Source organism: Microbacterium deminutum, from assembly GCF_039530205.1.
Taxonomy (GTDB): Bacteria; Actinomycetota; Actinomycetes; order Actinomycetales; family Microbacteriaceae; genus Microbacterium; species Microbacterium deminutum.
This window is the reverse complement of record NZ_BAAAOG010000002.1, coordinates 401,405-423,257: the sequence shown is the minus strand read 5'-3', so window position 1 is coordinate 423,257 and position 21,853 is coordinate 401,405. Positions and strand designations below refer to the sequence as shown.

Annotated in this window: 21 protein-coding genes; 10 read left to right on the top strand and 11 right to left on the bottom strand. The window is 69.2% G+C overall.

What is annotated here, in order from left to right:
• The first annotated feature begins 13 nt into the window (after positions 1–13).
• The 3 genes from ABD212_RS08145 to ABD212_RS08135 all read left to right on the top strand — a co-directional run bounded on the left by ABD212_RS08145 (position 14) and on the right by ABD212_RS08135 (position 2,442).
• Positions 14–331 (top strand): chorismate mutase, encoded by a 318-nt coding sequence (locus ABD212_RS08145; protein ID WP_344093226.1) that lies wholly within the window; start codon positions 14–16, stop codon positions 329–331.
• A 117-nt stretch (positions 332–448) separates the two neighbouring features.
• Positions 449–1,378, top strand: coding sequence for a patatin-like phospholipase family protein (locus ABD212_RS08140; protein WP_344093224.1), 930 nt, complete (start codon positions 449–451; stop codon positions 1,376–1,378).
• The gene (locus ABD212_RS08135) at positions 1,378–2,442 is read left to right on the top strand and encodes a 1-acyl-sn-glycerol-3-phosphate acyltransferase (RefSeq protein WP_344093222.1); all 1,065 of its coding nucleotides are present in this window, start codon (positions 1,378–1,380) and stop codon (positions 2,440–2,442) included. The genes ABD212_RS08140 and ABD212_RS08135 overlap by 1 nt, the downstream gene beginning before the upstream one ends.
• A gap of 159 nt (positions 2,443–2,601) precedes the next feature.
• On the opposite strand, the gene ABD212_RS08130 is transcribed toward ABD212_RS08135, so the two are convergent.
• The 4 genes from ABD212_RS08130 to purL form a co-directional block, all read right to left on the bottom strand.
• Positions 2,602–3,540, bottom strand: a complete 939-nt coding sequence (locus tag ABD212_RS08130) for a hypothetical protein (RefSeq protein ID WP_344093219.1) — start codon at positions 3,538–3,540, stop codon at positions 2,602–2,604.
• Positions 3,541–3,624: 84 nt separating this feature from the next.
• On the bottom strand, positions 3,625–4,491 hold the full coding sequence (locus ABD212_RS08125) for a hypothetical protein (RefSeq protein WP_344093217.1): 867 nt from the start codon (positions 4,489–4,491) through the stop codon (positions 3,625–3,627).
• Between the two features lie 52 nt (positions 4,492–4,543).
• Entirely contained in the window at positions 4,544–4,678 is a 135-nt protein-coding gene (locus tag ABD212_RS08120) for a hypothetical protein (RefSeq protein WP_344093215.1), read from the bottom strand.
• A gap of 194 nt (positions 4,679–4,872) precedes the next feature.
• Positions 4,873–7,218, bottom strand: coding sequence for a phosphoribosylformylglycinamidine synthase subunit PurL (purL, locus tag ABD212_RS08115; protein WP_344093212.1), 2,346 nt, complete (start codon positions 7,216–7,218; stop codon positions 4,873–4,875).
• A gap of 222 nt (positions 7,219–7,440) precedes the next feature.
• On the opposite strand from purL, the gene ABD212_RS08110 reads away from it, so the two are divergent.
• The 4 genes from ABD212_RS08110 (at position 7,441) to ABD212_RS08095 (ending at position 10,619) form a co-directional block, all read left to right on the top strand.
• Entirely contained in the window at positions 7,441–7,947 is a 507-nt protein-coding gene (locus ABD212_RS08110) for a toxin-antitoxin system HicB family antitoxin (RefSeq protein WP_344093210.1), read from the top strand.
• Positions 7,948–7,951: 4 nt separating this feature from the next.
• Entirely contained in the window at positions 7,952–8,815 is an 864-nt protein-coding gene (locus tag ABD212_RS08105; protein WP_344093208.1) for a DUF4097 family beta strand repeat-containing protein, read from the top strand.
• Positions 8,816–8,889: 74 nt separating this feature from the next.
• Entirely contained in the window at positions 8,890–9,840 is a 951-nt protein-coding gene (locus ABD212_RS08100) for an ATP-binding cassette domain-containing protein (protein WP_344093206.1), read from the top strand.
• Positions 9,837–10,619, top strand: coding sequence for an ABC transporter permease (locus tag ABD212_RS08095; protein WP_344093204.1), 783 nt, complete (start codon positions 9,837–9,839; stop codon positions 10,617–10,619). Before ABD212_RS08100 ends, ABD212_RS08095 begins: the two co-directional genes overlap by 4 nt.
• 70 nt (positions 10,620–10,689) lie before the next feature.
• Here ABD212_RS08095 and ABD212_RS08090 read toward each other — a convergent pair whose 3' ends face one another.
• The 4 genes from ABD212_RS08090 to ABD212_RS08075 form a co-directional block, all read right to left on the bottom strand.
• On the bottom strand, positions 10,690–12,867 hold the full coding sequence (locus tag ABD212_RS08090) for an amino acid permease (RefSeq protein WP_425561253.1): 2,178 nt from the start codon (positions 12,865–12,867) through the stop codon (positions 10,690–10,692).
• Positions 12,868–12,982: 115 nt separating this feature from the next.
• Positions 12,983–14,221 (bottom strand): amidohydrolase, encoded by a 1,239-nt coding sequence (locus ABD212_RS08085; protein ID WP_344093200.1) that lies wholly within the window; start codon positions 14,219–14,221, stop codon positions 12,983–12,985.
• A 10-nt stretch (positions 14,222–14,231) separates the two neighbouring features.
• A complete protein-coding gene (locus tag ABD212_RS08080) occupies positions 14,232–15,263 on the bottom strand; it encodes a LacI family DNA-binding transcriptional regulator (protein ID WP_344093198.1) in 1,032 nt (343 codons plus the stop codon).
• Between the two features lie 35 nt (positions 15,264–15,298).
• Positions 15,299–16,981, bottom strand: a complete 1,683-nt coding sequence (locus ABD212_RS08075; protein ID WP_344093197.1) for a glycoside hydrolase family 13 protein — start codon at positions 16,979–16,981, stop codon at positions 15,299–15,301.
• 76 nt (positions 16,982–17,057) lie between these two features.
• Between ABD212_RS08075 and ABD212_RS08070 the strand changes: the two genes are divergently transcribed.
• Positions 17,058–17,570, top strand: coding sequence for an adenine phosphoribosyltransferase (locus ABD212_RS08070; protein ID WP_344093196.1), 513 nt, complete (start codon positions 17,058–17,060; stop codon positions 17,568–17,570).
• Between the two features lie 124 nt (positions 17,571–17,694).
• Here the strand turns inward: ABD212_RS08070 and ABD212_RS08065 are convergent, their stop codons facing one another.
• Positions 17,695–18,627: a 2-hydroxyacid dehydrogenase gene (locus ABD212_RS08065; RefSeq protein WP_344093193.1), complete on the bottom strand. Its 933-nt coding sequence runs from the start codon at positions 18,625–18,627 to the stop codon at positions 17,695–17,697.
• A 92-nt stretch (positions 18,628–18,719) separates the two neighbouring features.
• Between ABD212_RS08065 and ABD212_RS08060 the strand changes: the two genes are divergently transcribed.
• Entirely contained in the window at positions 18,720–19,151 is a 432-nt protein-coding gene (locus ABD212_RS08060) for a DUF1761 domain-containing protein (RefSeq protein WP_344093190.1), read from the top strand.
• Between the two features lie 113 nt (positions 19,152–19,264).
• Here ABD212_RS08060 and purQ read toward each other — a convergent pair whose 3' ends face one another.
• Complete coding sequence (purQ, locus tag ABD212_RS08055; RefSeq protein WP_344093188.1) at positions 19,265–19,972, bottom strand: phosphoribosylformylglycinamidine synthase subunit PurQ; 708 nt, start codon at positions 19,970–19,972, stop codon at positions 19,265–19,267.
• Positions 19,969–20,217: a phosphoribosylformylglycinamidine synthase subunit PurS gene (gene purS / locus ABD212_RS08050; RefSeq protein WP_344093186.1), complete on the bottom strand. Its 249-nt coding sequence runs from the start codon at positions 20,215–20,217 to the stop codon at positions 19,969–19,971. Before purS ends, purQ begins: the two co-directional genes overlap by 4 nt.
• 237 nt (positions 20,218–20,454) lie before the next feature.
• Between purS and ABD212_RS08045 the strand changes: the two genes are divergently transcribed.
• Positions 20,455–21,786, top strand: coding sequence for an ABC transporter substrate-binding protein (locus ABD212_RS08045; protein WP_344093183.1), 1,332 nt, complete (start codon positions 20,455–20,457; stop codon positions 21,784–21,786).
• Positions 21,787–21,853 lie beyond the last annotated feature (67 nt).

The window sequence follows — 21,853 nt, the reverse complement described above, 5'->3', positions numbered from 1 at the left end:
GAGGAGGGACGCCATGCCCGTTGACCCGTCGCCGCTCGGCGAGGACGACCCGTTCGAGACGCTGCTGCGCTTGCGCGCCACGATCGACAACATCGACGCCGCCCTCGTGTATCTGCTCGCCGAGCGCTTCCGTGCGACCAAGCAGGTCGGCCGCCTGAAGGCGACGCACGGGATGCCGGCATCCGACCCCGCACGTGAGGAGCAGCAGCTCGCTCGCCTGCGCGCCCTCGCGGTCGACGCCGACCTCGACCCCGAGTTCGCGCAGAAGTGGTTCACGTTCGTCGTGGCCGAGGTCATCCGTCACCACACCGAGGCCGCGGACGAAGTCTGAGGTCCCCGGGCGCGGCGGCACCCCCCTCACGGCACCGCGTGTCAACACCCGATATGGCACGGGATGCTCGCGGGCCACAAGATGGTGTCAGCCGGACGGCGGACGGGTGGTGTCGCAGTGGACTCTCCGATCGCGTTCGTGCTCGGCGGCGGGGGCGTGCGCGGTGCGGTCGAGATCGGCATGATCAAGGCCCTGTTCGAGGCCGGCATCCGACCCGATGTCATCACCGGCACTTCTATCGGCGCAATCAACGGGGCGCTTGTGGCTCACGATCCGTCGGCCGGCGTGGTGGACACGCTGCTGCATGCCTGGACGTCGGCCGAGGCGAACGCCGTGTACGGCGATTCGGTGCGGATGCAGGTGTGGCGCCTCTTCAAGACCAAGACGCACCTCAACTCCCCGGCACCGCTGCAGCGCATCCTCGAGCGGTCACTCGGCATCGACGCGACATTCGAGGAGCTCGCGGTGCCGCTTCGGGTCGTGGCGGCGAGCATCGAACGCGCCGCCGAGCAGGTGTTCGATTCCGGAGCCCTGATTCCTGCCGTGCTCGCGTCGGCATCGGTGCCGGGGCTGCTGCCCGCCACGCGGATCGGCGACGAGCACTACATCGACGGCGGCGTGGTGAACTCGATTCCGATCGATCACGCGCTCGCGGCGGGTGCTCGCACAGTGTTCGTCCTGCAGGTGGGCCGGGTCGAGACTCCGCTCGTCGCGCCCACGTCGGCGGTGGGCGCCGCACGCGTCGCTTTCGAGATCGCCCGCCGGCACCGGTTCGCGCGGGACCTCGCGACCCTGCCGGCCGGTGTCACCCTCCACATCCTGCCGAGCGGCGGTTCGCTCGAGGGAGACGAGTCGCTCATGGCATTCCGGCGGATGGACACCGTGCACCGCCGGATCGGCCAGGCGTACGAGGCCTCGAGCGCGTTCCTGCGCGATCGCGCGCTGTCGGGCGCGCCCGTCGAGACCACTGCGCCCGTCGAGACCCCGGCGCCCGTCGAGGCCACTGCGCCCGAGGAGACCACAGCGCCCGAGAAGGGGTCGCGCTGATGCGTCCGCCGCCGCGCTGGGTCAGGCGCCTGATCATCGCCCCCATCGTCGTCGCTCTCGGCGTGGTCGCGCTCGTCGTCACCCCGCTCGCCCTGCTGATCTTCCTGGCGCTCATCTCGCTCGCGCCACACGTGCGCACGCTCCGGGTGGTCTGGCTCGCGTTCGTGTATCTGATCTGGGATGCCGCGGCCCTCGTCGTCCTCTTCGTCCTGTGGATCGCATCCGGCTTCGGCTGGAAGCTGCACTCCCCGGCGTTCCGGCGCGCGCACTACCGCCTCGCGGCGATCGCGCTGCGCGTCCTGTTCTGGGTGTTCGGGGCATCCCTGCGGCTGAAGATCCTCGCGGCCGCTGCTGACGAAGGAGAGCCGGCGGACGCGAGCGTCGACGGCGTCTTCGCGCCCGGCATCCCGCTCATCGTGGCCAGCCGGCATGCCGGACCGGGCGATTCGTTCATCCTGATCCACGTGCTGCTCAATCGCGTGCATCGGATGCCGCGCATCGTGCTCGCCCAGAAGCTGCAATGGGATCCTGCGATCGACGCGCTGCTCAGCCGGGTGCCCTCGCGCTTCATCGCGCCCGCAGGCTTCGGACCGGCCAAGACCGGAGGCGGCGCGCGCGTGGAAGCCGAGATCGGCGAGCTCGCGGGCGGCATGGCGCCCGACGATGCGTTCGTCATCTTCCCCGAGGGAGGCAACTTCACGCCTCGCCGTCGACGCAGCCGCATCGAGCGGCTGCGCGGCGCGGGCCGCGAGACGATGGCCGAACGTGCGGAGAGCTTCGCACACGTGATGGCGCCGCATCCTGGCGGTGTCCATGCCGCCCTTGGGGCGAGCGAGGCCGATGTCGTGTTCGTCGCCCACACCGGGCTCGAGGGACTCGTCACGCTCGGCGACATGTGGCACGCGCTGCCCATGGACAAGCACATCACGATGCGTGCCTGGCGCGTCCCCAGATCCGAGATCCCGGACGACCTCGACGCTCAGGCCTCATGGCTGTTCGACTGGTTCGCGCGGATCGACGCCTGGATCGAGCAGCACTCCGACGCGCCCCCGAAGGACGTCTGACCGCGCTGTGTCGGTCGCGGTGTCCGGGCCGGACGGTGTCGCAGGGTTTGGGGCGCGTTTGGACCGTTGGGGCGTACCTAGCGCGCCCCGACGGACGGAAGCCGCCCCGAACCCGAGGCGCTCCCGCCCGACGAACGGATGAGCCCCAAGCCAAGAGGGTCAGGGGTGGGGCTTCGGATGAACAACGCGGCCAGGTGTCGTGTCCGTGGTGCGAGCCGGCACCGGCCACGGCGCGGACTTCGGCTCGGCGGCCGCACGGGGAGCCTGCGCCGGCTGGGTGGGGGCGCTCGAGGTGGGCTTCGTGTTCGACTCGGGGGCGGGTGCGGCAGGCGAAGCGCTGCCCGTCGTGATCTCGAGCATGACCTTCTCTTCGAGGATCTCGATCGCGCCGTCCGACAGCGAGATCAGCCCGTCGAGCTCTTCGCGCACCCGGCGGTAGGCGAGCTGCCGCTCCGCGGGAGTAGCGGCTTGATCCACCGCGACGGTCAGAAGCTGCTTCGCGGTGTCGAGCCGCTTGCGCTCGCCTTCGGTGAAGCTCGAGTCCTTGAGGCGCCGCGCGTCGCGCTCGGCGACGTCGAAGGCCACCTCGTAGTCGGCGACGGCATTCCTGTATTCGGCGAGCTGCTCCTTCGTCAGCCGCGCTTTCGCGGATGCCGGTCGCAGCCCGTCGGCGATCCGCTTCGCCCGGAGGAAGGCGGCCGTGAGGGGCTGGCGGCCGTCGCTCATCGCCGGGAAGGCGATGATCTTCGCGACATCCAATTCGTACTCGAGCCAGCGCGAGGTGACTTCATCGTGCGATGCGAACAGTCGCTCGAGCTGCGAGCCGGTGGATGCCGCGGGGGGACTCTTCCAGGGAGTCATCTCGGCCATGAGGGCGCTCTGCCCCGGTGCAGGCTGAGGGATCGCGATCGGTGCGGTGCGACCGCTGGCCGCCGCTTGCGCCGCCTTGAGCTCCGCCTTCGCGTGGAGCACTTCGAGCCGCCGCCGGTGGCGCCGCCGGGCGTTGCGCTCCCAGGCATTGCCGATGCCGGCCATCACCCCCATGACCGGGAAGATGAGCCACCAGAAGTTGCCGGCGAACGTGAAGAACGGCTCCACCCTGTCATGCTAACGGGCGTGGGGCACAGTAGTCCCGGGGAGCTGGCTGAGTAAACCGGTCAGGACGAGCGACGGTGCGGCTCCTCATCGCCGCGGGGGCGGCGCCGAGCGCCACGCGGGCACCGGCCAGGGGGGCCGCGTCCCCGCGGGCTGGTCGGTCGTGTGAGGTGGCGTCGGGTCGACCACCGTGCCCAGGGTGTCGGTCACGGTCCGGAGCACGTCGGCGGCTCGCGGCAGCCAGGACGGGAGCGAGATCGGAACCGACCCCCACGACAGACCGGATACGCTCTCTCGTGCCAGGCCCAGCGCATCGCCCTCGGCCGCCTCGAAGGCGACTTCGGCGGCGACGACGGCGTCACGATACGCGAGGTACACAGTGGGCGTGACCCGTTCGCGCGCCGCATTCGGACGCAGCTCCTGCGCATCACGCTGGGCGCGGAGGAATGCCAGGGTCGTGGGATGCTGCGGGTCGAGCATCTGCGGAAAGGACAGGGCTTTCGCCGGATCGGTCTCGTAGGAGAGCCATCGCGCCGTCACCGCATCCTGGCGCGCCACCAGCACGTCGATCGGGAGCGGTGCATCGGGGACGCGGGTGCGGTACTGAACCCGCGCCGCGCTGATCCGGGTGCGAGCCGCACGCAGGTTCAAGGACGCGGACCACTCGCGGTCCTTGGCCGCGGCGGATCGGCGCCGTGCCTCGGCGAGCACCGAGGCGGGTGCGTCACGCCGAGCCTTCACGGCCAGCACATCGCCCTTGGCCGCGCGGGAGTCTGCGCGAGCGACGAGGAGCGCACGGAATGCCAGCCGCTCCTCATACAGTGCGGCGTCGAGCTCCAGTCGCCGTGCGCGGCGCCGGTTGGTCGTCACGGCCCGGTATCCCGCCGCTCCGACGCCGGCGACCACCGGTGCGATCCACCACCATGACTCGACGAAGAGCAGGAAGGCGTCCACGTTGCCATGTTAGCCGCGACATCCATCTGCTGGTCCGGCTCGAAGGCGACTGTCAGCCGAACAGCAGGGCGAAGACCGTGGCGCCGCCGCCGACGACGATGAGCGAGATGATGACCACCCATGCCACGACCTTGACGCGCCTCTGGCGGGTCTCATGCATTTCGCTGTACTCGTCCTCATTCGCCATGGTGCAATCCTACGTTTCGCCCCCCGTCGTTGAGCGAGGCCGCGGAGCGACCGAGTCGAGACGCGCCGCGGCTTGCTGGATGGTCGAGCGCGTTTCGTCTCGCTTCGCTCGCTCAACGACCGGGGGTGGGCGTGGGGTCTCCCGCTCGCCTCGCTCGACAACGCGTGCGCCGAACCCGGCGACGCCGCTCCGCCTCAGGCGGCGGGCTCGGCGACGGTCGGCCCGAAAACCGCGGGGAGCGTCGACTGCGACAGGTCGCGCAGTTCGGCGAGCGGCACCGTGAACAGTCCCTGCACCTCGAGCGCCGCCGGATCTCCGTCGGCGGCGGAATCGGTCACGCCGATCCGCAGCACGGGATAGCCGCGACCGTCGCACAGCCCGCGGAACTTGACGTCGTCCTCCCGGGGCACGGTCACGATGACGCGGCCCGTGGATTCCGAGAAGAGGGCGGATGCGGCATCCACCCCGTCCCTGTCCATGAGCTCGGTGAGCCAGACCCGCGCGCCGACGCCGAAGCGCATCACGGCCTCGGCGAGTGCCTGCGCGAGACCACCGGACGAGAGGTCGTGGGCGCTCGAGATGAGTGACTGCTGGGATGCCGCGTGCAGCAGATCCGCGAGCCGCTTCTCGTGTGCGAGATCGACGGCGGGCGGGAGTCCCCCCAGGTGGCCGTGGATCGTGCCGGCCCAGGCCGAACCGCTCAATTCCGTGGAGGTGACGCCGAGCAGATAGATGTTCTCGCCAGGATCCTGCCAGCCGGACGGGATGCGGCGGGCGACGTCGTCGATGATGCCGAGGACGCCGACGACCGGCGTCGGGAAGATGGGCTGGTCGCCGGTCTGGTTGTAGAACGACACATTGCCGCCGGTGACGGGGATGCCGAGTTCGAGGCAGCCGTCCGAGAGCCCTTCGACGGCCCGCGAGAACTGCCACATGACCTCGGGGTTCTCAGGGCTGCCGAAGTTGAGGCAGTCCGTGACGGCCGTAGGCACGGCGCCGGTGACGGCCACGTTGCGGTAGGCCTCGGCGAGCGCGAGCTTGGCGCCCTCGTACGGATCCAGCTGACAGAAGCGCCCGTTGCAGTCTGTGGCGATCGCGAAGCCGAGGCCGGAGTGCTCGTCGACGCGGACCATTCCGGCATCGTCGGGGAACGACAGCGCCGTGTTGCCCATGACGAAGTAGTCGTACTGGTTGGTGACCCACGAGGTGTCGGCGAGGTTGGGGCTCGCGACCAGCAGGGTGAACTGGCGACGCAGGGTGTCGGCATCCACGTCACGGGGCAGCGCGGATGCCGAGTCGTCGCGGAGCGCATCGATCCACGCCGGGTAGGTGACCGGGCGCTCGTACACAGGTCCGTCCACCGCGACGGTCGAAGGGTCGACGTCGACGATCTGCTCGCCGTGCCAGAAGATCTTGAGGCGCCCGTCACCGGTGACCTCACCGAGGACGCTGGTCTCGACATCCCATTTCCTCGTCACGGCGAGGAAGGCGTCGAGCTTCGCGGGCGAGACGATCGCCATCATGCGCTCCTGGCTCTCGCTCATGAGGATCTCCTCAGGCGTGAGCGAGGGGTCGCGCAGCAGCACCTTCTCGAGGTCGACGCGCATGCCGCTGCCGCCGTTGGCCGCCAACTCGCTCGTCGCGCACGAGATGCCCGCGGCACCGAGATCCTGGATGGCCTCGACCAGCTCGCCACGGTAGAGCTCGAGGCAGCACTCGATGAGCACCTTCTCGGCGAACGGGTCGCCGACCTGCACCGCTGGGCGTTTGGTCGGGCCGGTCGAGTCGAACGAGTCGGACGCGAGGATGGATGCTCCGCCGATGCCGTCGCCGCCGGTGCGGGCTCCGAACAGCACGACCTGGTTGCCGGCGCCCGAGGCGTTCGCGAGCTTGAGATCCTTGTGGCGCAGGACCCCCACCGCGAGTGCATTGACGAGCGGGTTGCCCTGGTAGACGGTGTCGAAGACCGTCTCGCCGCCGATGTTGGGAAGGCCCAGGCAGTTGCCGTAGAACGAGATGCCGCTCACCACGCCATGGACGACACGCGCGGTGTCGGGGTTGTCGATCGCGCCGAAGCGCAGCTGGTCCATCACCGCGACCGGGCGGGCGCCCATCGAGATGATGTCGCGGACGATCCCGCCCACGCCCGTCGCCGCACCCTGGAACGGCTCGATGTAGCTCGGGTGGTTGTGGGATTCGACCTTGAAGGTGACGGCCCAGCCCTCGCCGATGTCGACGACGCCGGCGTTCTGGCCCATGCCGACCATGAGGCGGGTCTTCATCTCGTCCGAGACCTTCTCGCCGAACTGGCGCAGGTAGATCTTGCTCGACTTGTACGAGCAGTGCTCCGACCACATCACCGAGTACATCGCGAGCTCGCCGCTCGTGGGGCGCCGGCCGAGGATCTCGCGGATCCGCTCATACTCGTCGGGCTTGAGACCGAGGGCCGTGTACGGCTGCTCCTTCTCAGGCGTCGCCGCCGCGTTGTCGACGGTGTCGGCGCCGGGGCGGGCCGCGGTGGTCTGAGTGGGGGTGGTCACGCGGCTCAACTCCAGGAATCGGGGATGCCGGACCCGCCCAGTCTAGTTGGGGTGCGGCATCCGCCCCTTCGTCGCACCGCTACGGTCGACTGCGCCGCGCGGTACCTCGCTACGTGGTGACCGGCGCCATCTCGGGCCAGCACTGAGCGCGTGACGTCGGTCTGACGTCACGATGACATCAATTCCTTGACAGTGACGTCATCATGACGTCATGATGGTGTCATGCAGATCTCACCGCACGTCGAAGCGCTGCAGCGCCAGCTCCTGTCCGCCGCTGCCGCGGGCGGCCCGCAGGCCGAAGAGCTCGCCGGACGCCTTGCCGTCGCGCTCGACGCCGCAGCTCGGCTCGCCATCCTCGACGCCCTCTCGGATGCGGCCGGCGAGATCACCCGCGAGCTCGCCCCGGGATCCGTCGACGTGCGACTGCGTGGGCGCGACGTCGAGTTCGCGGTCAGCTCGCCCGCGAGGCTCGAATCCCACTCGGCCGCCGAGACCAGCCCGACCACTCAGCCCGTGCCGACGGACGCGGCGGACGACGGTGACGACGCCTCCACGTCAAGGACGACGCTGCGGGTGCCCGACGCACTCAAGGCCCGGGCTGAGGCCGCGGCGGCGAACGAGGGCGTTTCGCTGAACACCTGGCTCGTGCGGGCGATCAGTGCTGCGCTCGAGCCGAGGCGCGACCCGCGCGAGCCGAACTCGTCGCGCTACTCGGGATGGGTGCGGTGAGATGATGACCGCGTTCCCGGTGTCCGGACCGGCTTTCGTGCGCATCGACGTCCAGATGGGCCGGATCGAAGTCGTGGCCGAGCAGCGCGACGACGTCGACGTCGTGATCCTGCCCGCCAACCCGAACCGGTCGGGCGACCGCAACGCGGCCGAGGCGGTGCGGGTCACCCGCACCGGCGCCGAAGTGAGCGTGATCGGAGCCTTCCGGCTCAACATCTTCGGCCCGGGCGATTCCATCGACGTCGTCGTGCGCGTGCCCGCGACATCCGACGCATCCGTCTCGCTGAAGTACGGCTCGGTACACCTCGCCGGCACGCTCGGCACCGTGCGGCTTGCGCTCGATTACGGCGACGCATCCGTGGCCCGTGTCGGCCGCGCCGATCTCGGGCTCGGGCATGGCGAGCTGCGCGTCGAGCACATCTCGGGCGATGCGGACGTCACGCTGAAGTCAGGGCGCGCCCGCATCGGACGCGTCACCGGAGCCCTGCGACTGAAGGGATCGGATGCCGGCATCGACGTCGGCACGATCGGGGGGGTCGCCGACATCGCGACCTCGACCGGTGTGGTTCAGCTCGGGGATCCGGGGCCGGCTCTCACGGTCCGCTCCGCGTACGGACCTGTGCGCATCCGCGAACTCGTCCGGGGGACCGCCCGCATCGAGGGCTCGTACGGCGCGCTGACCCTCGGCGTTCGGCGGGGAACGGCTGTCTGGCTCGATGCCGCGAGCCGGCACGGAGTCGTGCGCAACGAGCTCGCGGCCGACGTCGGTCCCGCGGACGGCGAGGACACTCTCGAAGTCCATGCCCGCACCGGGTACGGCGACATCACCGTGCACCGCGTGGCACCAGGAGCCGCGGCGGACGCCTGACGCGATCACTCCGCTAAACCGCCGGGTCATGCCGACCCGCCGGTTTCTCCGCCAACCCCAGGAAGGAAAAGACGATGACCTCTGCGATCCAGACGATCGGACTGACGAAGTCATTCGGCGCCCAGGTCGTGCTCGACCGCGTCGACCTGGACATCGAGCCCGGCGGCGTCTTCGCGCTGCTCGGTCCGAACGGGGCCGGCAAGACGACGATGATCCACATCCTGTCGACCCTGCTGCGTGCCGACTCGGGCACGGTCCGGATCGCCGGTCACGACGTGGTCCGCGAGGCGGCCGGGGTGCGGGCCGCCATCGGTGTGACCGGCCAGTTCTCCGCCGTCGACGCACTCATGACCGGCGAGGAGAATCTTCGCCTCATGGCCGATCTCCGCCACCTCGGCCGCCGTGAGGGCAGGCGCCGGATCGCCGACCTGCTCGAACGCTTCGAGCTGACGGATGCCGCACGCAAGCCGCTCGCGACCTACTCGGGCGGCATGCGCCGGCGCCTCGACCTCGCGATGACCCTCATGTCGCGACCGCAGATCGTGTTCCTCGACGAGCCGACGACCGGCCTGGATCCGCGCAGCCGTGCCGAGATGTGGACCATCGTCCGCGAGCTCGTCAAGGCGGGCACCACGATCATGCTCACGACGCAGTATCTCGACGAGGCCGATGAGCTCGCCGATCGCGTCGCGGTGCTGAACGCCGGTGCGATCGTCGCCGACGGCACACCGGCCGAGCTCAAGCGCCTCGTTCCGGGCGGCCGCGTCCGGCTCGAATTCGACGACGAGCAGGCGCTGGATGCCGCGTCCCGCACCTTCGCGGACGCCGCACGCGACGACGACGCGCTCGCGATCGACGTGCCGAGTGACGGCGGGTTCGGTTCGCTCCGCTCCATCATGGAGCGGCTCGACCACGACGGCATCGAGGCTCGCACCCTCAGCATCCACACCCCCGATCTCGACGATGTGTTCTTCGCCCTCACCGGGCGGATGGAAGCCGGCACCACGAAGGAGGTGGCGCGATGAGCGCCTTGACGTACACGCTGTCCGATTCGCTGACCATGTCCCGCCGCAACCTCCTGCGTGCGGTGCGCTATCCAATGATCGCGTACATGATCGCGCTGCCGGTCGTCTTCCTGCTGCTCTTCGTCTACGTGCTCGGCGGCACGCTCGGTGCCGGGCTGCCGGCCACCGAGACCGGCTCGTACCTTCAGTACGTCGTCCCCGGGGTGCTGCTGCTCACGGTCGCGGGCGGCGCCACCGGGCCGGCGATCTCGGTCTCCCAGGACATGACCGAGGGGATCATCGCGCGCTTCCGCACGATGGACATCTCGCGCTCGGCGGTGCTCGCCGGGCATGTGATCGGCAATCTCGTGCAGCTGCTGGTGGCGACGATCGTCGTGCTCGGAGTCGCGCTGCTCATGGGATTCCGTGCCCCGGCCGATGCGTGGGGCTGGCTCGGCACCATCGGAGTGCTCGCCCTGGTCGCGTTCGCGATGTGCTGGCTCGGCGTCGCGTTCGGCGTCTACGCCAGGAGCGTCGAGAGCGCGAGCAATCTGCCGGCGCCGATCATGATCCTGCCCCTGCTCGGCAGCGGGTTCGTCCCGACCGACTCGATGCCCGCGTGGTTCCAGTGGTTCGCCCAGTTCCAGCCGTTCACGCCGTTCACCGAGACCGTTCGGGCGCTGCTGTTCGGCACGCCCATCGGGATCAGCGGATGGCTCACGCTCGCGTGGTGCGCCGGCATCACGATCTTCAGCTGGCTGTGGGCGCGGCACCTCTACGAGCGCAAGTCGGTCCGCTGACTTCGAAGCGCAGTGGTACCGGCTCAATCGATCCGGTGCCACTCGCGGCCTCGGTGATCGCGTCCCTCGGTTAGCGCTTGATCGAATCCGCCTTGACCGGCACAGTGGCGTCGGGGTCCTCCGCGGGAAGGCCGCCGCGCTCCTGACCGGGCAGCGGTCGCGACCGCCGGCCGTAGATGAGCTCCGACGAGTCGAGCAGCCACGGCACGAGATTGATCGACACGCCGTGCACGAGCATGAGCTGGTTGGCGATGCGTCGCGAGCGCCGGTTGTGGAGGATGGACTCCCACCAGTGGCCCACGATGTACTGCGGCAGGTACACCGTCACGATGGACGACCCGTGCGTGGCCCGGTACTCCTTGATGAACTGAGCCACGGGACTGGCGAATGTGCGATACGGCGACTCGATGATCACGAGCGGTATCGGGATCGCGTGCTTCTGCCACTGGCGCTGCAGCGCCTCGGACTCCTCAGTATTGACGGCGATGTGGATGGCGAGGGTCTTGTCGTGCGTGGCGGCGAGGGCGTAGTCGATGGCCTTGATGACCGGCTTCTGGAGCTTGCTGACGAGGATGAGGGCGACATCGCCTTCCGAGCCGAAATGCGTCTCGTCATCCACGCGGATCTCGTGGTCGACGTCCCGGTAGTAGCGGTTCACGCCGACCATGAGGGTCGCGAGGATCGGGATCATGATGAAGACGAGATACGCGCCGTGCGTGAACTTCGTGATGGTGACGATCACCAGCACGAACACGGTGAGAGTCGCGCCGATCGAGTTGATGACGAGTCCGACCTTGGCGCCCTGACGATCGCGCTTGATGTTCTGGGCCGAGATCGGGGTGAAACCCGGTGCCGTGCGCGACGCCACCGCCGAGGGGCCGTCCTGAGGCAGCGTGCTCAGCGAGGTCCACGCCGCGGTGTCGACGGCGCTCGCAGCGACCTCCTCGACCTTCTTCAGGTCGCGGAGCAGCCGCCGCCAGTGGCGCACCATGCCGATCTGGCCGAGAGAGAACGAGACGAACACGCCGATGATGTAGAGCTGGATCAGGTTCGTGAGGCTCGCCTGGAACACGATCAGGATGCCGATGGCAGCGATCCCGAGGATGATCATGCCGTTCGAGAACACCAGCCTGTCGCCGCGGGTGTTCAGCGCCTTGGGGGCGTAGCCATCGCGAGCCAGCACGGATCCGAGGAGGGGGAATCCGTTGAACGCGGTGTTCGCCGCGAGCAGCAGGACGCAGGCGGTCGCCGCCTGGATGATGTAGAAGGGGATCGACCCGATGCCGAACGTCGCCCCCGCGACCTGTGCCATGAGGCTCGGCTGGGGCACGTTCTGACAGTCGAAGCCGATGAGGTTGCAGGGATCCTCCGCGTAGTGCACGCCCGAGAACAGCGCCAGCGCCGTGAGTCCGGCGAAGAGGCAGACGGCGATGGAGCCCATCAGCACGAGTGTCGCCTGCGCGTTGCGGACCTTGGGCTTGCGGAATGCCGGCACCCCGTTGGCCACCGCTTCGACGCCCGTCAGGGCCGAACAGCCGCTCGAGAAGGCGCGCAGCAGAAGCAGGATGAACGCGGCCTGCGTCAGCGACTCGCCCTTCACCGCGTATTCGGCGCTCGATGCCACGGGAGGCTCGCCGAGCGCCACGCGCGCCAGTCCGACGATGATCATGACCGCGACCGACCCGATGAAGATGTACGTCGGAAGCGCGAAGACGAGCGAGGCCTCGCGGACGCCTCGCAGGTTCACGATCACGATGACGATGACGAACCCCACCGCGAGTTCGACCCGGCCCCCGTTGAGCACGGGTACGGCCGAGATGATGTTGTCCACGCCCGACGCGACCGACACGGCGACCGTGAGGACGTAATCGACCAGCAGCGCCGACGCGACGATGACGCCTGGGATCTCGCCGAGGTTCTTCGAGGCGACCTCGTAGTCGCCGCCGCCCGACGGATACGCCTTGATGAGCTGGCGGTAGCTGATGACCACGACGGCCAGCACGACGACGACGGCGAGTGCGATCCACGGGGCGAAGACGAGGAACGCCAGACCGCCGGTCAGCAGGATCATCAGAAGCTCCTGCGGCGCGTAGGCCACCGAGCTCAGGGCGTCCGAGGCGAAGATCGGCAGCGCCATCTTCTTGGGGAGCAGCTGGTCGTCGAGTTTGTGCGAGGTGAGCGGGTCGCCGATGATCAGGCGCTTTGCGATCGGGGGCTCATCCCTCGGCTCGCGACTGTCTGTTGTCACGGCGGGCGACACTACGCCTGTCGCGCGCAACGTGCAATCTGGATCGCCGTCGGGGTGTTGGATCGACTGATCTGCGCACGCACACCGCCGTCGCGCGCGGTGTGCCGCCCCGTTCTCAGCGAGCGCCGAGGAACTCCTTCGCGGCCACGACGAGAGCGTCGACCCCGCGGGTGAGCGTGGGCTGGATGACGGGTGCGAAGAAAGGCGAGTGGTTCGTCGGGATGTCGCGCTCGATCGTGCCCGAGGCAGCGGCGTCGGCGTACTTCTGCGGGTCCACTCCGCCCCAGAACCAGAACACCAGCGGGACACCGGACTCACGGGCGAACCACGAGACGTCCTCGCTGCCGGTGAACATGCCGGGATCGATGACTGTGCCCTCGCCGAAGGCCGCATCGAACGCGAGGGTCAGGCGGGCGGTGGCGTCCACGTCGTTGATCGTCGGCGGCAGGGTGTGATCCACGACGATCACGGGGGGTTCCTCGGCACCGGATGCCGCAGCCTCGGCCCGAACGATCCGCTCGACCTTCTCGAGCACCCGTTCCCGCGCCACGTCGTCGGGGTAGCGCAGACTCAGTTCGAGCTTCGCCTCGGCGGGGATGATGTTGTTCTTCAACCCGGCGTGGATCGAGCCCACGGTGACGACGGCGACGTCTCTCGGATCGACCTCGCGCGAGACGATCGTCTGCAGTCGCATGACCGTCGCGGCCGCCATGACGACGGGGTCGATCGTGGACTGGGGCCGTGATCCGTGCCCGCCGCGCCCGAGCAGCGTGACGGTGAGTCCATCGGATGCCGCCATCTGCGTGCCGGAACGCACCCCGATGACACCCGCAGGCAGCGGGGTGACGTGCTGGCCGAGCACGATGTCGGGCTTGGGGAACCTGTCGAGCGCGCCGTCCGCGATCATCGCCTGCGAGCCGGCCCCGTACTCTTCCGCGGGCTGGAACACGGCGACGATCGTGCCCGACCACTCGTCCGGTGCGGCGACCAGCCGTTCGAGCGCGCCGAGCAGGGCCGTCACGTGCATGTCGTGCCCGCACGCGTGCATCAGGGGGACCTCCATGCCGGCGGGGTCGGTGCCGCGCGCGGTGCTGGCGTAGTCCAGGCCGGTGCGCTCCTCGACCGGCAGCGCGTCCATGTCGGCGCGCAGCCAGACGACCGGATCCTCGGTCCCCGCGTCCGGCGAAGGATTGCGGATCACCCCGACGACGCCGGTCCGGCCGATCCCCTCTTCGAACTCGATGCCGAGATCATTCAGGTGCGCCGCGATGATCCCGGCCGTGCGGGTCTCTTGGAACGACAGTTCCGGATGCCGGTGCAAGTCGATGTAGAGGCCTTCGAGGTCGATCGTCATGACGTCGAGCCTACCCAGGCGCTCCGCGGTCGAACGGTCCGGTCGTACCTCGCACCACGAGGTCGTACGCCAGAGCCTCTGGCGCCGGAGGCGGGGTGACGGCATCCCTCCCCGCAACCGCTGCGAGGATCGCCTCGGCCGCGCGCTCGCCCTGTCGCAGCGGGAACTGGTCGACGGTGGTCAGCCGGAAGAACCCGCCGAGCTCGTGACCGTCGATGCCCACCACGGAGAGGTCCTGGGGTACGCGGATTCCGAGCTCGCGGGCGGCCAGAAGGGCCCCGATCGCCATCTCGTCGGATGCCGCGAAGATCGCGGTGGGTCGCCCGAGGGGCGTGCCGAGCAGGCGCGTCGCTGCGGCGAACCCTCCGGCGATCGTGAAGTCTGCGAGCTCGTGCCGCGTGCTGCGGGCGGGGATGCCGGCATCCGCCAGCGCCTTCTCGAACCCTTCCCGCCGTCGGGTCGGGATGCGGAAGTCGAGGTCGAAGTCGTGGCCGGCTCCGATGTGCGCGATGGCGTGGTGGCCGAGGCCGATGAGATGCTCGGTCGCGCGCCGGGCCATGCCCGCCTCATCGATGGCGAGGGTTGTCAGACGCGGACTCGGGCCGCCGATGGCGACCACGGGCAGGTCGAGCGCGAGCAGCCGGTCGGTCTCTGCCTCGTCGAGCTCGAGCGAGATCGCGATCACCCCGTCCACCCGCTGCCGGCGCAGGAAGGTCGCGAAGATCGTGTCGCGCTCGGCGCGGTCGGCGGTCAGGCTGTAGAGCGTGATGTCGTAGCCGCGGCGCATGAGCGCTCCGGCGATCCCGCTCAGCACCATGCTGAAGAACCACCGGTCGAGGAACGGCAGCAGCACTCCGATGTTGCGGGTGCGACCCGACGCAAGGCTCGACGCCGACGCCGACGCGACGTACCCGAGGCTTCTGACCGCGGCTTCGACGCGCTCGCGTGCCGCGTCCGAGACGTGCCCGCGCCCGCTCAGAGCGCGCGAGACGGTGGCAGTCGAAACACCTGCGCGCCTGGCGACCTCGTCGATGCCGACCACGGTGTCACCTCAGCTCTCGCTCGGCCCGTCCGGTATCAGTCCTGCGCGATCCAGACGGTGGTGTCGGCGGGCAGCCCTCTCCGGCTCAACGGGCCGCTCGCCGCGATCACCGTGCCGTCCGGAAGAGCGATCGCCGCGGACCCGATGTTCGCGACCACCGTCACATTCCCGTTGCGGAATGCTACGGCATCCGTCCCGAATCCGCCCAGCCACTCGAGGGTGCCCGCACCCAGGTCGTTGCGGCGCCGCTCGGCCAGCAGGGTCCGGTAGAGCAACAGGGTGGATGTCGGAACGGACTCCTGAGCGTCCCGGGCGAGGCCCGCCCATTCGCCCGGCTGGGGAAGCCACGAGGCGCCGGTCGGGCTGAAGCCGTAGCCCGGCGCCGCGGCGTTCCAGGGGATCGGCACCCGGCAGCCGTCGCGCCCGTAGCGCTCGCCGTGGGTGCGCAACCAGGTGGGATCCTGCCGGGCCGCGGCGGGGAGGTCGATGACCTCGGGCAGCCCGAGCTCCTCGCCCTGGTAGAGGTAGGCCGATCCCGGCAGCGCCAGCATCAGCGTGGTGGCCGCCCTTGCTCGGCGCAGGCCCAGAGCCGGGATCGGCTTGCCGGGAGAATCGGGGCCGATTCCGTGGCCCTGCGGGTTCTCGGCCGTCAGCGCGAGACGCGACGCGTGGCGGACGACGTCGTGGTTCGAGAGCACCCATGTGCTCGGGGCGCCGACCGCACCGTAGGCGGCGAGGGACTCGTCGATGACGTCGCGCAGGGCCGCGGCATCCCATGCCGTCTCGAGGTAGGCGAAGTTGAACGCCTGCTGCATCTCGTCGGGGCGCACCCACCTCGCGGTCTGCTCCGGAGTCGGCAGCCACGCTTCGGCGCAGAGCGCTCGGGCGCCGGCGTATTCGGCGAGCAGGTGGTGCCAGTCGCGGTAGATCTCGTGCACGCCGTCGCGGCCCCAGTACGGGACTCCGGACTCGCCGCCGCCCATGGATCCGGCATCCGTCGGAGCCACGTAGTCGGGCAGGCCGTCCTGCTTGACCAGTCCGTGCGCCACATCGACGCGGAAGCCGTCGACACCGCGATCCAGCCAGAACCGCAGGATGCGCCGGAACTCCTCGCGCACCTCGTCGTTCGACCAGTCGAAGTCGGGCTGAGTGGCGTCGAACAGATGCAGGTACCACTGGCCGGGCCTGCCGTCCGTTTCGACGACGCGGGTCCATGCCGGACCGCCGAAGACCGACTCCCAGTTGTTCGGCGGAAGCTCGCCGGTCGCGCCCCTCCCGTCGCGGAAGAGGTAGCGGGCGCGCTCGCGGCTGCCGGGAGCGGTCACGAGCGCCTCCTGGAACCACGGGTGCTGGTCCGAGGAGTGATTCGGCACGAGATCCGAGATGACCCGGATGCCGCGTGCGTGCGCAGCTTCGAGCATCGCGTCGAAGTCGGCCAGCGTTCCGAAGAGGGGGTCGACGTCGCAGTAGTCCGAGACGTCGTAGCCCGCGTCCTTCTGAGGCGAGCGCTGGAACGGGCTCAGCCAGATCGCGTCGACACCGAGTTCGGCGAGATCGTCGAGGTGATCGGTCACGCCGCGCAGGTCGCCGATGCCGTCGCCCGAGCTGTCCGCGAACGAGCGGGGGTAGATCTGATAGATGACGGCGGTGCGCCACCACTCCGATGCGAAGAGGTCGGCGTGGAGGTCGGCGCGCTCGGCGAGGTCGGGCGAAATCATGTGCCCGAGTCTAGGTGCAAGCGCTTACATGAACGCTGGGAGCGTGTGTCGGCCGACTGCGCACTAGGGTGAGCCGGTGGCCTCCCTTGCGTACGCCGAGTCCCTCATCCGCACGATTCCCGACTACCCCGAGCCGGGGGTCGGGTTCCGGGACATCACCCCGCTGCTGGCGGATGCCGCGGCCCTGCGTGCCGTCATCGACGCCATGATCGAGCCCTTCGCGGGCCAGTTCGACGTCGTCGCGGGCGTGGAGGCGCGCGGCTTCCTGCTCGCCGGAGCGCTGGCCACCGCGGCGGAGGTGGGGCTCGTGCCGATCCGCAAAGCGGGCAAGCTGCCCCGGCCCGCGGCATCCGTCTCGTACGCCCTGGAGTACGGCGAGGCGACCATCGAGGTGCACGACGACGTCCCGGCCGGCACGCGGATGCTGCTGGTGGACGACGTGCTCGCGACGGGCGGAACGCTCGCCGCGGCGCACCAGCTCGCCGCCGCCCTCGGTGTGGTCGTCGTCGGAACGACGGTGCTGATGGAGCTCGAGGCGCTCGGCGGCCGTGCCGTGGTGGGCGACGTGCACGCCGTGTTCACCGCCTGAGGGGCCATCCGAGCGCTCCGAAGTTCGGGATGCCGCCCGCAATTCGGGCCGGCGAGCCTCCGCGGCCCCGAATCGGGGCCGGTTCTCCGAAGTTCGGACCCGGACGCCGCCGCGGATGCCGGGCTCAGCCGCCGATGACCACGTTGAGCGGCGGCTCTCCGGCCAGCATCCGCTCGATCTGGGTCCGCACGAGACGCGCGATGCGGGGGCGCATGGCGGTCGACGCGCCGCCGACATGCGGTGCGATGAGCACACCCGGCAGTGACCACAGCGGGTGATCGGCGGGCAGCGGCTCGGGGTCGGTCACGTCGAGCGCTGCGCGCACGCGGCCTCGACGGAGGTGATCGACGAGGGCTTCGGTGTCGACGAGCGGTCCGCGTCCGACGTTGACGATCAGCGCGCCGTCGGGGAGTGCGGACAGGAACGCGTCGTCGACGATGTGCCACGTGTCGTCACCGCCCGGAAGGCTCAGGATGACGATCTCGGCGTCCCCGAGGAGCGCAGGCAGCTCATCGACGCCGTGCACCGGAATCCCGTCCTCGACCCGTGCGCTGCGGGCGACCGCCGTCGTCTCGACTTCGAAGGGAGCCAGGCGCGCGGCGACGGCCTTGCCGACGCCGCCGTAGCCGACGAGCAGAACACGACGGTCCGCGAGGCTCGCGGCGAACACGGGAGCCCAGCGGCCCTCGTCCTGTGCGCGCACGAAGTCGGCGAGGTGCCGCTGCGACGCGAGAGTGAGCGCGAGGGCGAGCTCCGCGGTGGACGTCTCATGCACCGAGGACGCATTGGCGAAGACAAGACTGTCGGGCAGCAGCTCGCCGACTCCGTCATACCCGATGGACTGGCTCTGGACGAGATCGACGTCGACGCCGTCGAGTCGTGCGAGCACACGATCCATCGACATGTAGGGCGGCACGACGATGTCGATGTGATCGCGGGGGGCCGCAGCGTCCATCGGCCAGACGAGCAGCTCCACCTCGTCGGGGAGCGCGCCGAGATCGTCGGCGAGCTGCTCGGTGGGGACGGTGACGATCAACGATGGGATGCCGGGGCTCACCCTTTCACGTTACCGGCGCGGGATCGGCGCTCGGGCGGGATCCCGGCGATACGCTCGCGCCGAGCGGTGAGAGCCGCACCGAGGAGGGGTCGATGGTTCCCGAGATCAACTACTGGGCGGTGTTGATCGCGACGGCGTCGAGCATGGTCGTCGGGTCGATCTGGTACACCCCGAAGGTGTTCGGCACGCGCTGGGCGCGGCTCGCGAACGTCGACATGGATCGACCCGGTGCCAGCGCCGTCATCCCGATCATCGTGACCGTCATAGTGAGCTTCGTGACGGCGTGGGTGCTCGCCGGCGCGACGTCGATCTCATGGCACTTCTACGGCACGGGGTTCCTGCTCAACGCGCTCGGCACTGCTGTCATCCTGTGGGCCGGATTCACAGCGGCCCGCTTCATCACCCACGACGCCTTCGAGGGCCGTCCGACATCGCTGACCGTGCTGAACATCGCGCACGAACTCGTGACGGTGCTCATCATGGCGCTCATCATCGGCGTCTGGCCTCCCGCCGGCACGGTCTGACGCCTGAGCCCTGTCGGTCGTTGAGCGAGGGCGGGCAGCGACGGGGACGAGACGTGTTGGGCGGCGCCGGGCGTTTCGTCTCGCTGCGCTCGCTCAACGACCGGGGCGGGGTGTCAGGTCGCGGTCGCCACCACGGCGGAGATGGCGGAGCTGAAGAACGCGAGGCCGTCGACGCCGGAACGCATCGCGTCGGTAGTGTCGGGGCCGAAGCCCGGCTCGACGGCGTGCTCGGGGTGGGGCATGAGGCCCACCACGTTGCCGCGCTCGTTCGCGATGCCGGCGATGTCGCGCAAGGACCCGTTCGGGTTCACGCCGGTGTAGCGGAACGCGACGAGCCCTTCCCCCTCGAGCCGGTCCAGCTCGGATTCCGAGGCGATGTAGCCGCCATCCGCGTTCTTGAGCGGGATGACGATCTCCTGCCCCTCGGTGAAATCGGAGGTCCACGCGGTGGCGGCGTTCTCGACGCGCAGCCTCTGGTCGCGGCGGACGAACTGCTGATGGGCGTTTCGGATCAGGCCGCCGGGCAGCAGGTGCGCTTCGACGAGCATCTGGAATCCGTTGCAGATGCCGAGGATCGGCATGCCCCGGGACGCGGCATCCTTCACCTCCGACATGATCGGTGCGAGGGCCGCGATCGCGCCGGCTCGCAGGTAGTCGCCGTAGCTGAACCCTCCGGGCAGCACGAGCGCGTCGACGCCTTCGAGGTCGTGGGAGCCGTGCCAGAGGGCGACCGGTTCCGCGCCGGCGATCCGGATGGCTCGCTGGGCGTCGCGGTCGTCGAGCGAACCGGGGAACGTGATGACCCCGATGCGCGTGGTCACGCCACGACCTCGATCCCGACGACATCCTCGATGACGGAGTTCGAGAGGATCTCATCGGCGATGCGCTTCGCGCTGGCGAGGATCTCGTCGGTCACCTCGCCGTCCACGGCGAGTTCGAAGCGCTTGCCGATGCGGACCGACGTGAAATCCTCGACCCCGAGTCGCGAGAAGGCGCCCGAGACGGCCTTTCCCTGCGGGTCGAGCAGCTCGGCCTTGGGCATGACGTCGACGACGATGGTGGGCATACGAGGCTCCGGATGTCGCGGGCAGGGGTCGGCCATCAGTCTACGGCCGCGCTGTCGGCATCCCGTTCCGAAGTCGTGACCCAACCGTGACCGAAGTTGTGGGAGCGCTCCCTTGACATTCATGGGAGCGATCCCATAGAGTCGCAAACCATCCGGTGAGAGCGCTCCCACGGCCTTCATCAGCAACGCAGGCGTGGGGAAGCGACCCACAACTTTGCCCACCACGAAGGAGTGAACGTGAATTCACGCAACCTGCGGCGGATTGCCATTCTGACGGCCGCAGCATCCACTTCCGCCCTCGTCCTCGCAGGTTGCGCGGGCGGCGGCGGCGGCTCGTCGAGCGGGGACTCCAACGAGCCGATCACCCTCACCGTGACCACCTTCGGCACGATGGGTTTCGATGATCTGTACAAGCAGTACGAGACGGACAACCCGAACATCACCATCAAGGCCACCAACATCGACACCGGCGGAAACGCTCAGACCGACTGGCAGACCAAGCAGGCTGCCGGCAGCGGACTCCCTGATGTGCAGGCGGTCGAAGAGGGCTGGCTCAGCAAAGTCATGCTGGTGAGCGACTCGTTCGTCGACCTGAAGGACTACGGCGCCAACGACATCAAGGACCGCTGGGTCGACTGGAAGGTCAAGCAGGCGACCGACTCCAAGGGCCGCATCATCGGCTATGGGACGGACATCGGCCCTGAGGGTCTGTGCTACAACAGCAAGCTGTTCGCCGCCGCGGGTCTCCCGACTGATCGCGAGGCCGTCGCCGAGTATTTCGGAGGCGACAACGCCACGTGGGACAAGTTCTTCGAGATCGGCAAGGCCTACCACGACAAGACCGGCAAGGCATGGTACGACCAGTCCGGCTTCGTCTGGAACTCGATGGTCAACCAGCTGCCTGAGGGCTACTACAAAGCCGACGGCACGCTGAACGTCAAGGACAACGCCGACCTGAAGGCGCGCTGGGACCTGCTGGCGCAGGGCGCTGCCGACGGTCTCTCGAGCAACCAGACGCAGTGGGACTGGGGCAAGGGCAAGGCGTTCACCGATGGCTCGTTCGCCACCTTCGTCTGCCCGGGCTGGATGCTGGGCGTCGTCAAGGGTCAGGTCGAGGCAGCCGGCGGCTCCACCGCTGACGGCTGGGACTTCGCGAACGTCTTCCCGGGCGGCGCAGCCAACTGGGGCGGCTCGTTCCTGACAGTTCCGACCACCTCGAAGCACCCGAAGGAAGCCGCTGCGCTGGCCGCGTGGCTCACCGACAAGGAGTCGCAGGTTGCGACGTTCGCGGCAGCAGGCACGTTCCCGAGCGTGACGGCGGCGCAGACCGATCCCGGCGTGACCGGACAGAACGACCTGACGAAGTTCTTCAACGAAGCGCCCATCGGTGAGATTCTCGGCAAGCGCGCCGTCGGTGTCGTGGCCCAGTACAAGGGCCCGGACGACGCGACGATCCAGGAACAGGTGTTCGGTCCGTCGATCCAGCAGCTCGATTCCGGCAAGGCCGATGGCGAGACGGCGTGGAACAACGCCATGACGCTGCTCGACCAGCTCGTGGTCAACAAGTAGGACACAGAACCTGGGGCTCTCCGGACACGCTCCGGAGAGCCCCATGTTCCCCCCGGACACGCTCCGG

Bases quoted from the DNA above. Each gene is read 5' to 3' on its own strand.
- ABD212_RS08120 (WP_344093215.1), bottom strand. From the start codon at position 4,678: ATGGCGAATGAGGACGAGTACAGCGAAATGCATGAGACCCGCCAGAGG.
- ABD212_RS08145 (WP_344093226.1), top strand. From the start codon at position 14: ATGCCCGTTGACCCGTCGCCGCTCGGCGAGGACGACCCGTTCGAGACG.
- purS (WP_344093186.1), bottom strand. From the start codon at position 20,217: ATGCCCACCATCGTCGTCGACGTCATGCCCAAGGCCGAGCTGCTCGAC.
- ABD212_RS08085 (WP_344093200.1), bottom strand. From the start codon at position 14,221: ATGACGATCGACCTCGAAGGCCTCTACATCGACTTGCACCGGCATCCG.
- ABD212_RS08095 (WP_344093204.1), top strand. From the start codon at position 9,837: ATGAGCGCCTTGACGTACACGCTGTCCGATTCGCTGACCATGTCCCGC.
- ABD212_RS08075 (WP_344093197.1), bottom strand. From the start codon at position 16,981: ATGATTTCGCCCGACCTCGCCGAGCGCGCCGACCTCCACGCCGACCTC.
- ABD212_RS08105 (WP_344093208.1), top strand. From the start codon at position 7,952: ATGACCGCGTTCCCGGTGTCCGGACCGGCTTTCGTGCGCATCGACGTC.
- ABD212_RS08060 (WP_344093190.1), top strand. From the start codon at position 18,720: ATGGTTCCCGAGATCAACTACTGGGCGGTGTTGATCGCGACGGCGTCG.
- ABD212_RS08110 (WP_344093210.1), top strand. From the start codon at position 7,441: ATGCAGATCTCACCGCACGTCGAAGCGCTGCAGCGCCAGCTCCTGTCC.
- ABD212_RS08100 (WP_344093206.1), top strand. From the start codon at position 8,890: ATGACCTCTGCGATCCAGACGATCGGACTGACGAAGTCATTCGGCGCC.
- ABD212_RS08135 (WP_344093222.1), top strand. From the start codon at position 1,378: ATGCGTCCGCCGCCGCGCTGGGTCAGGCGCCTGATCATCGCCCCCATC.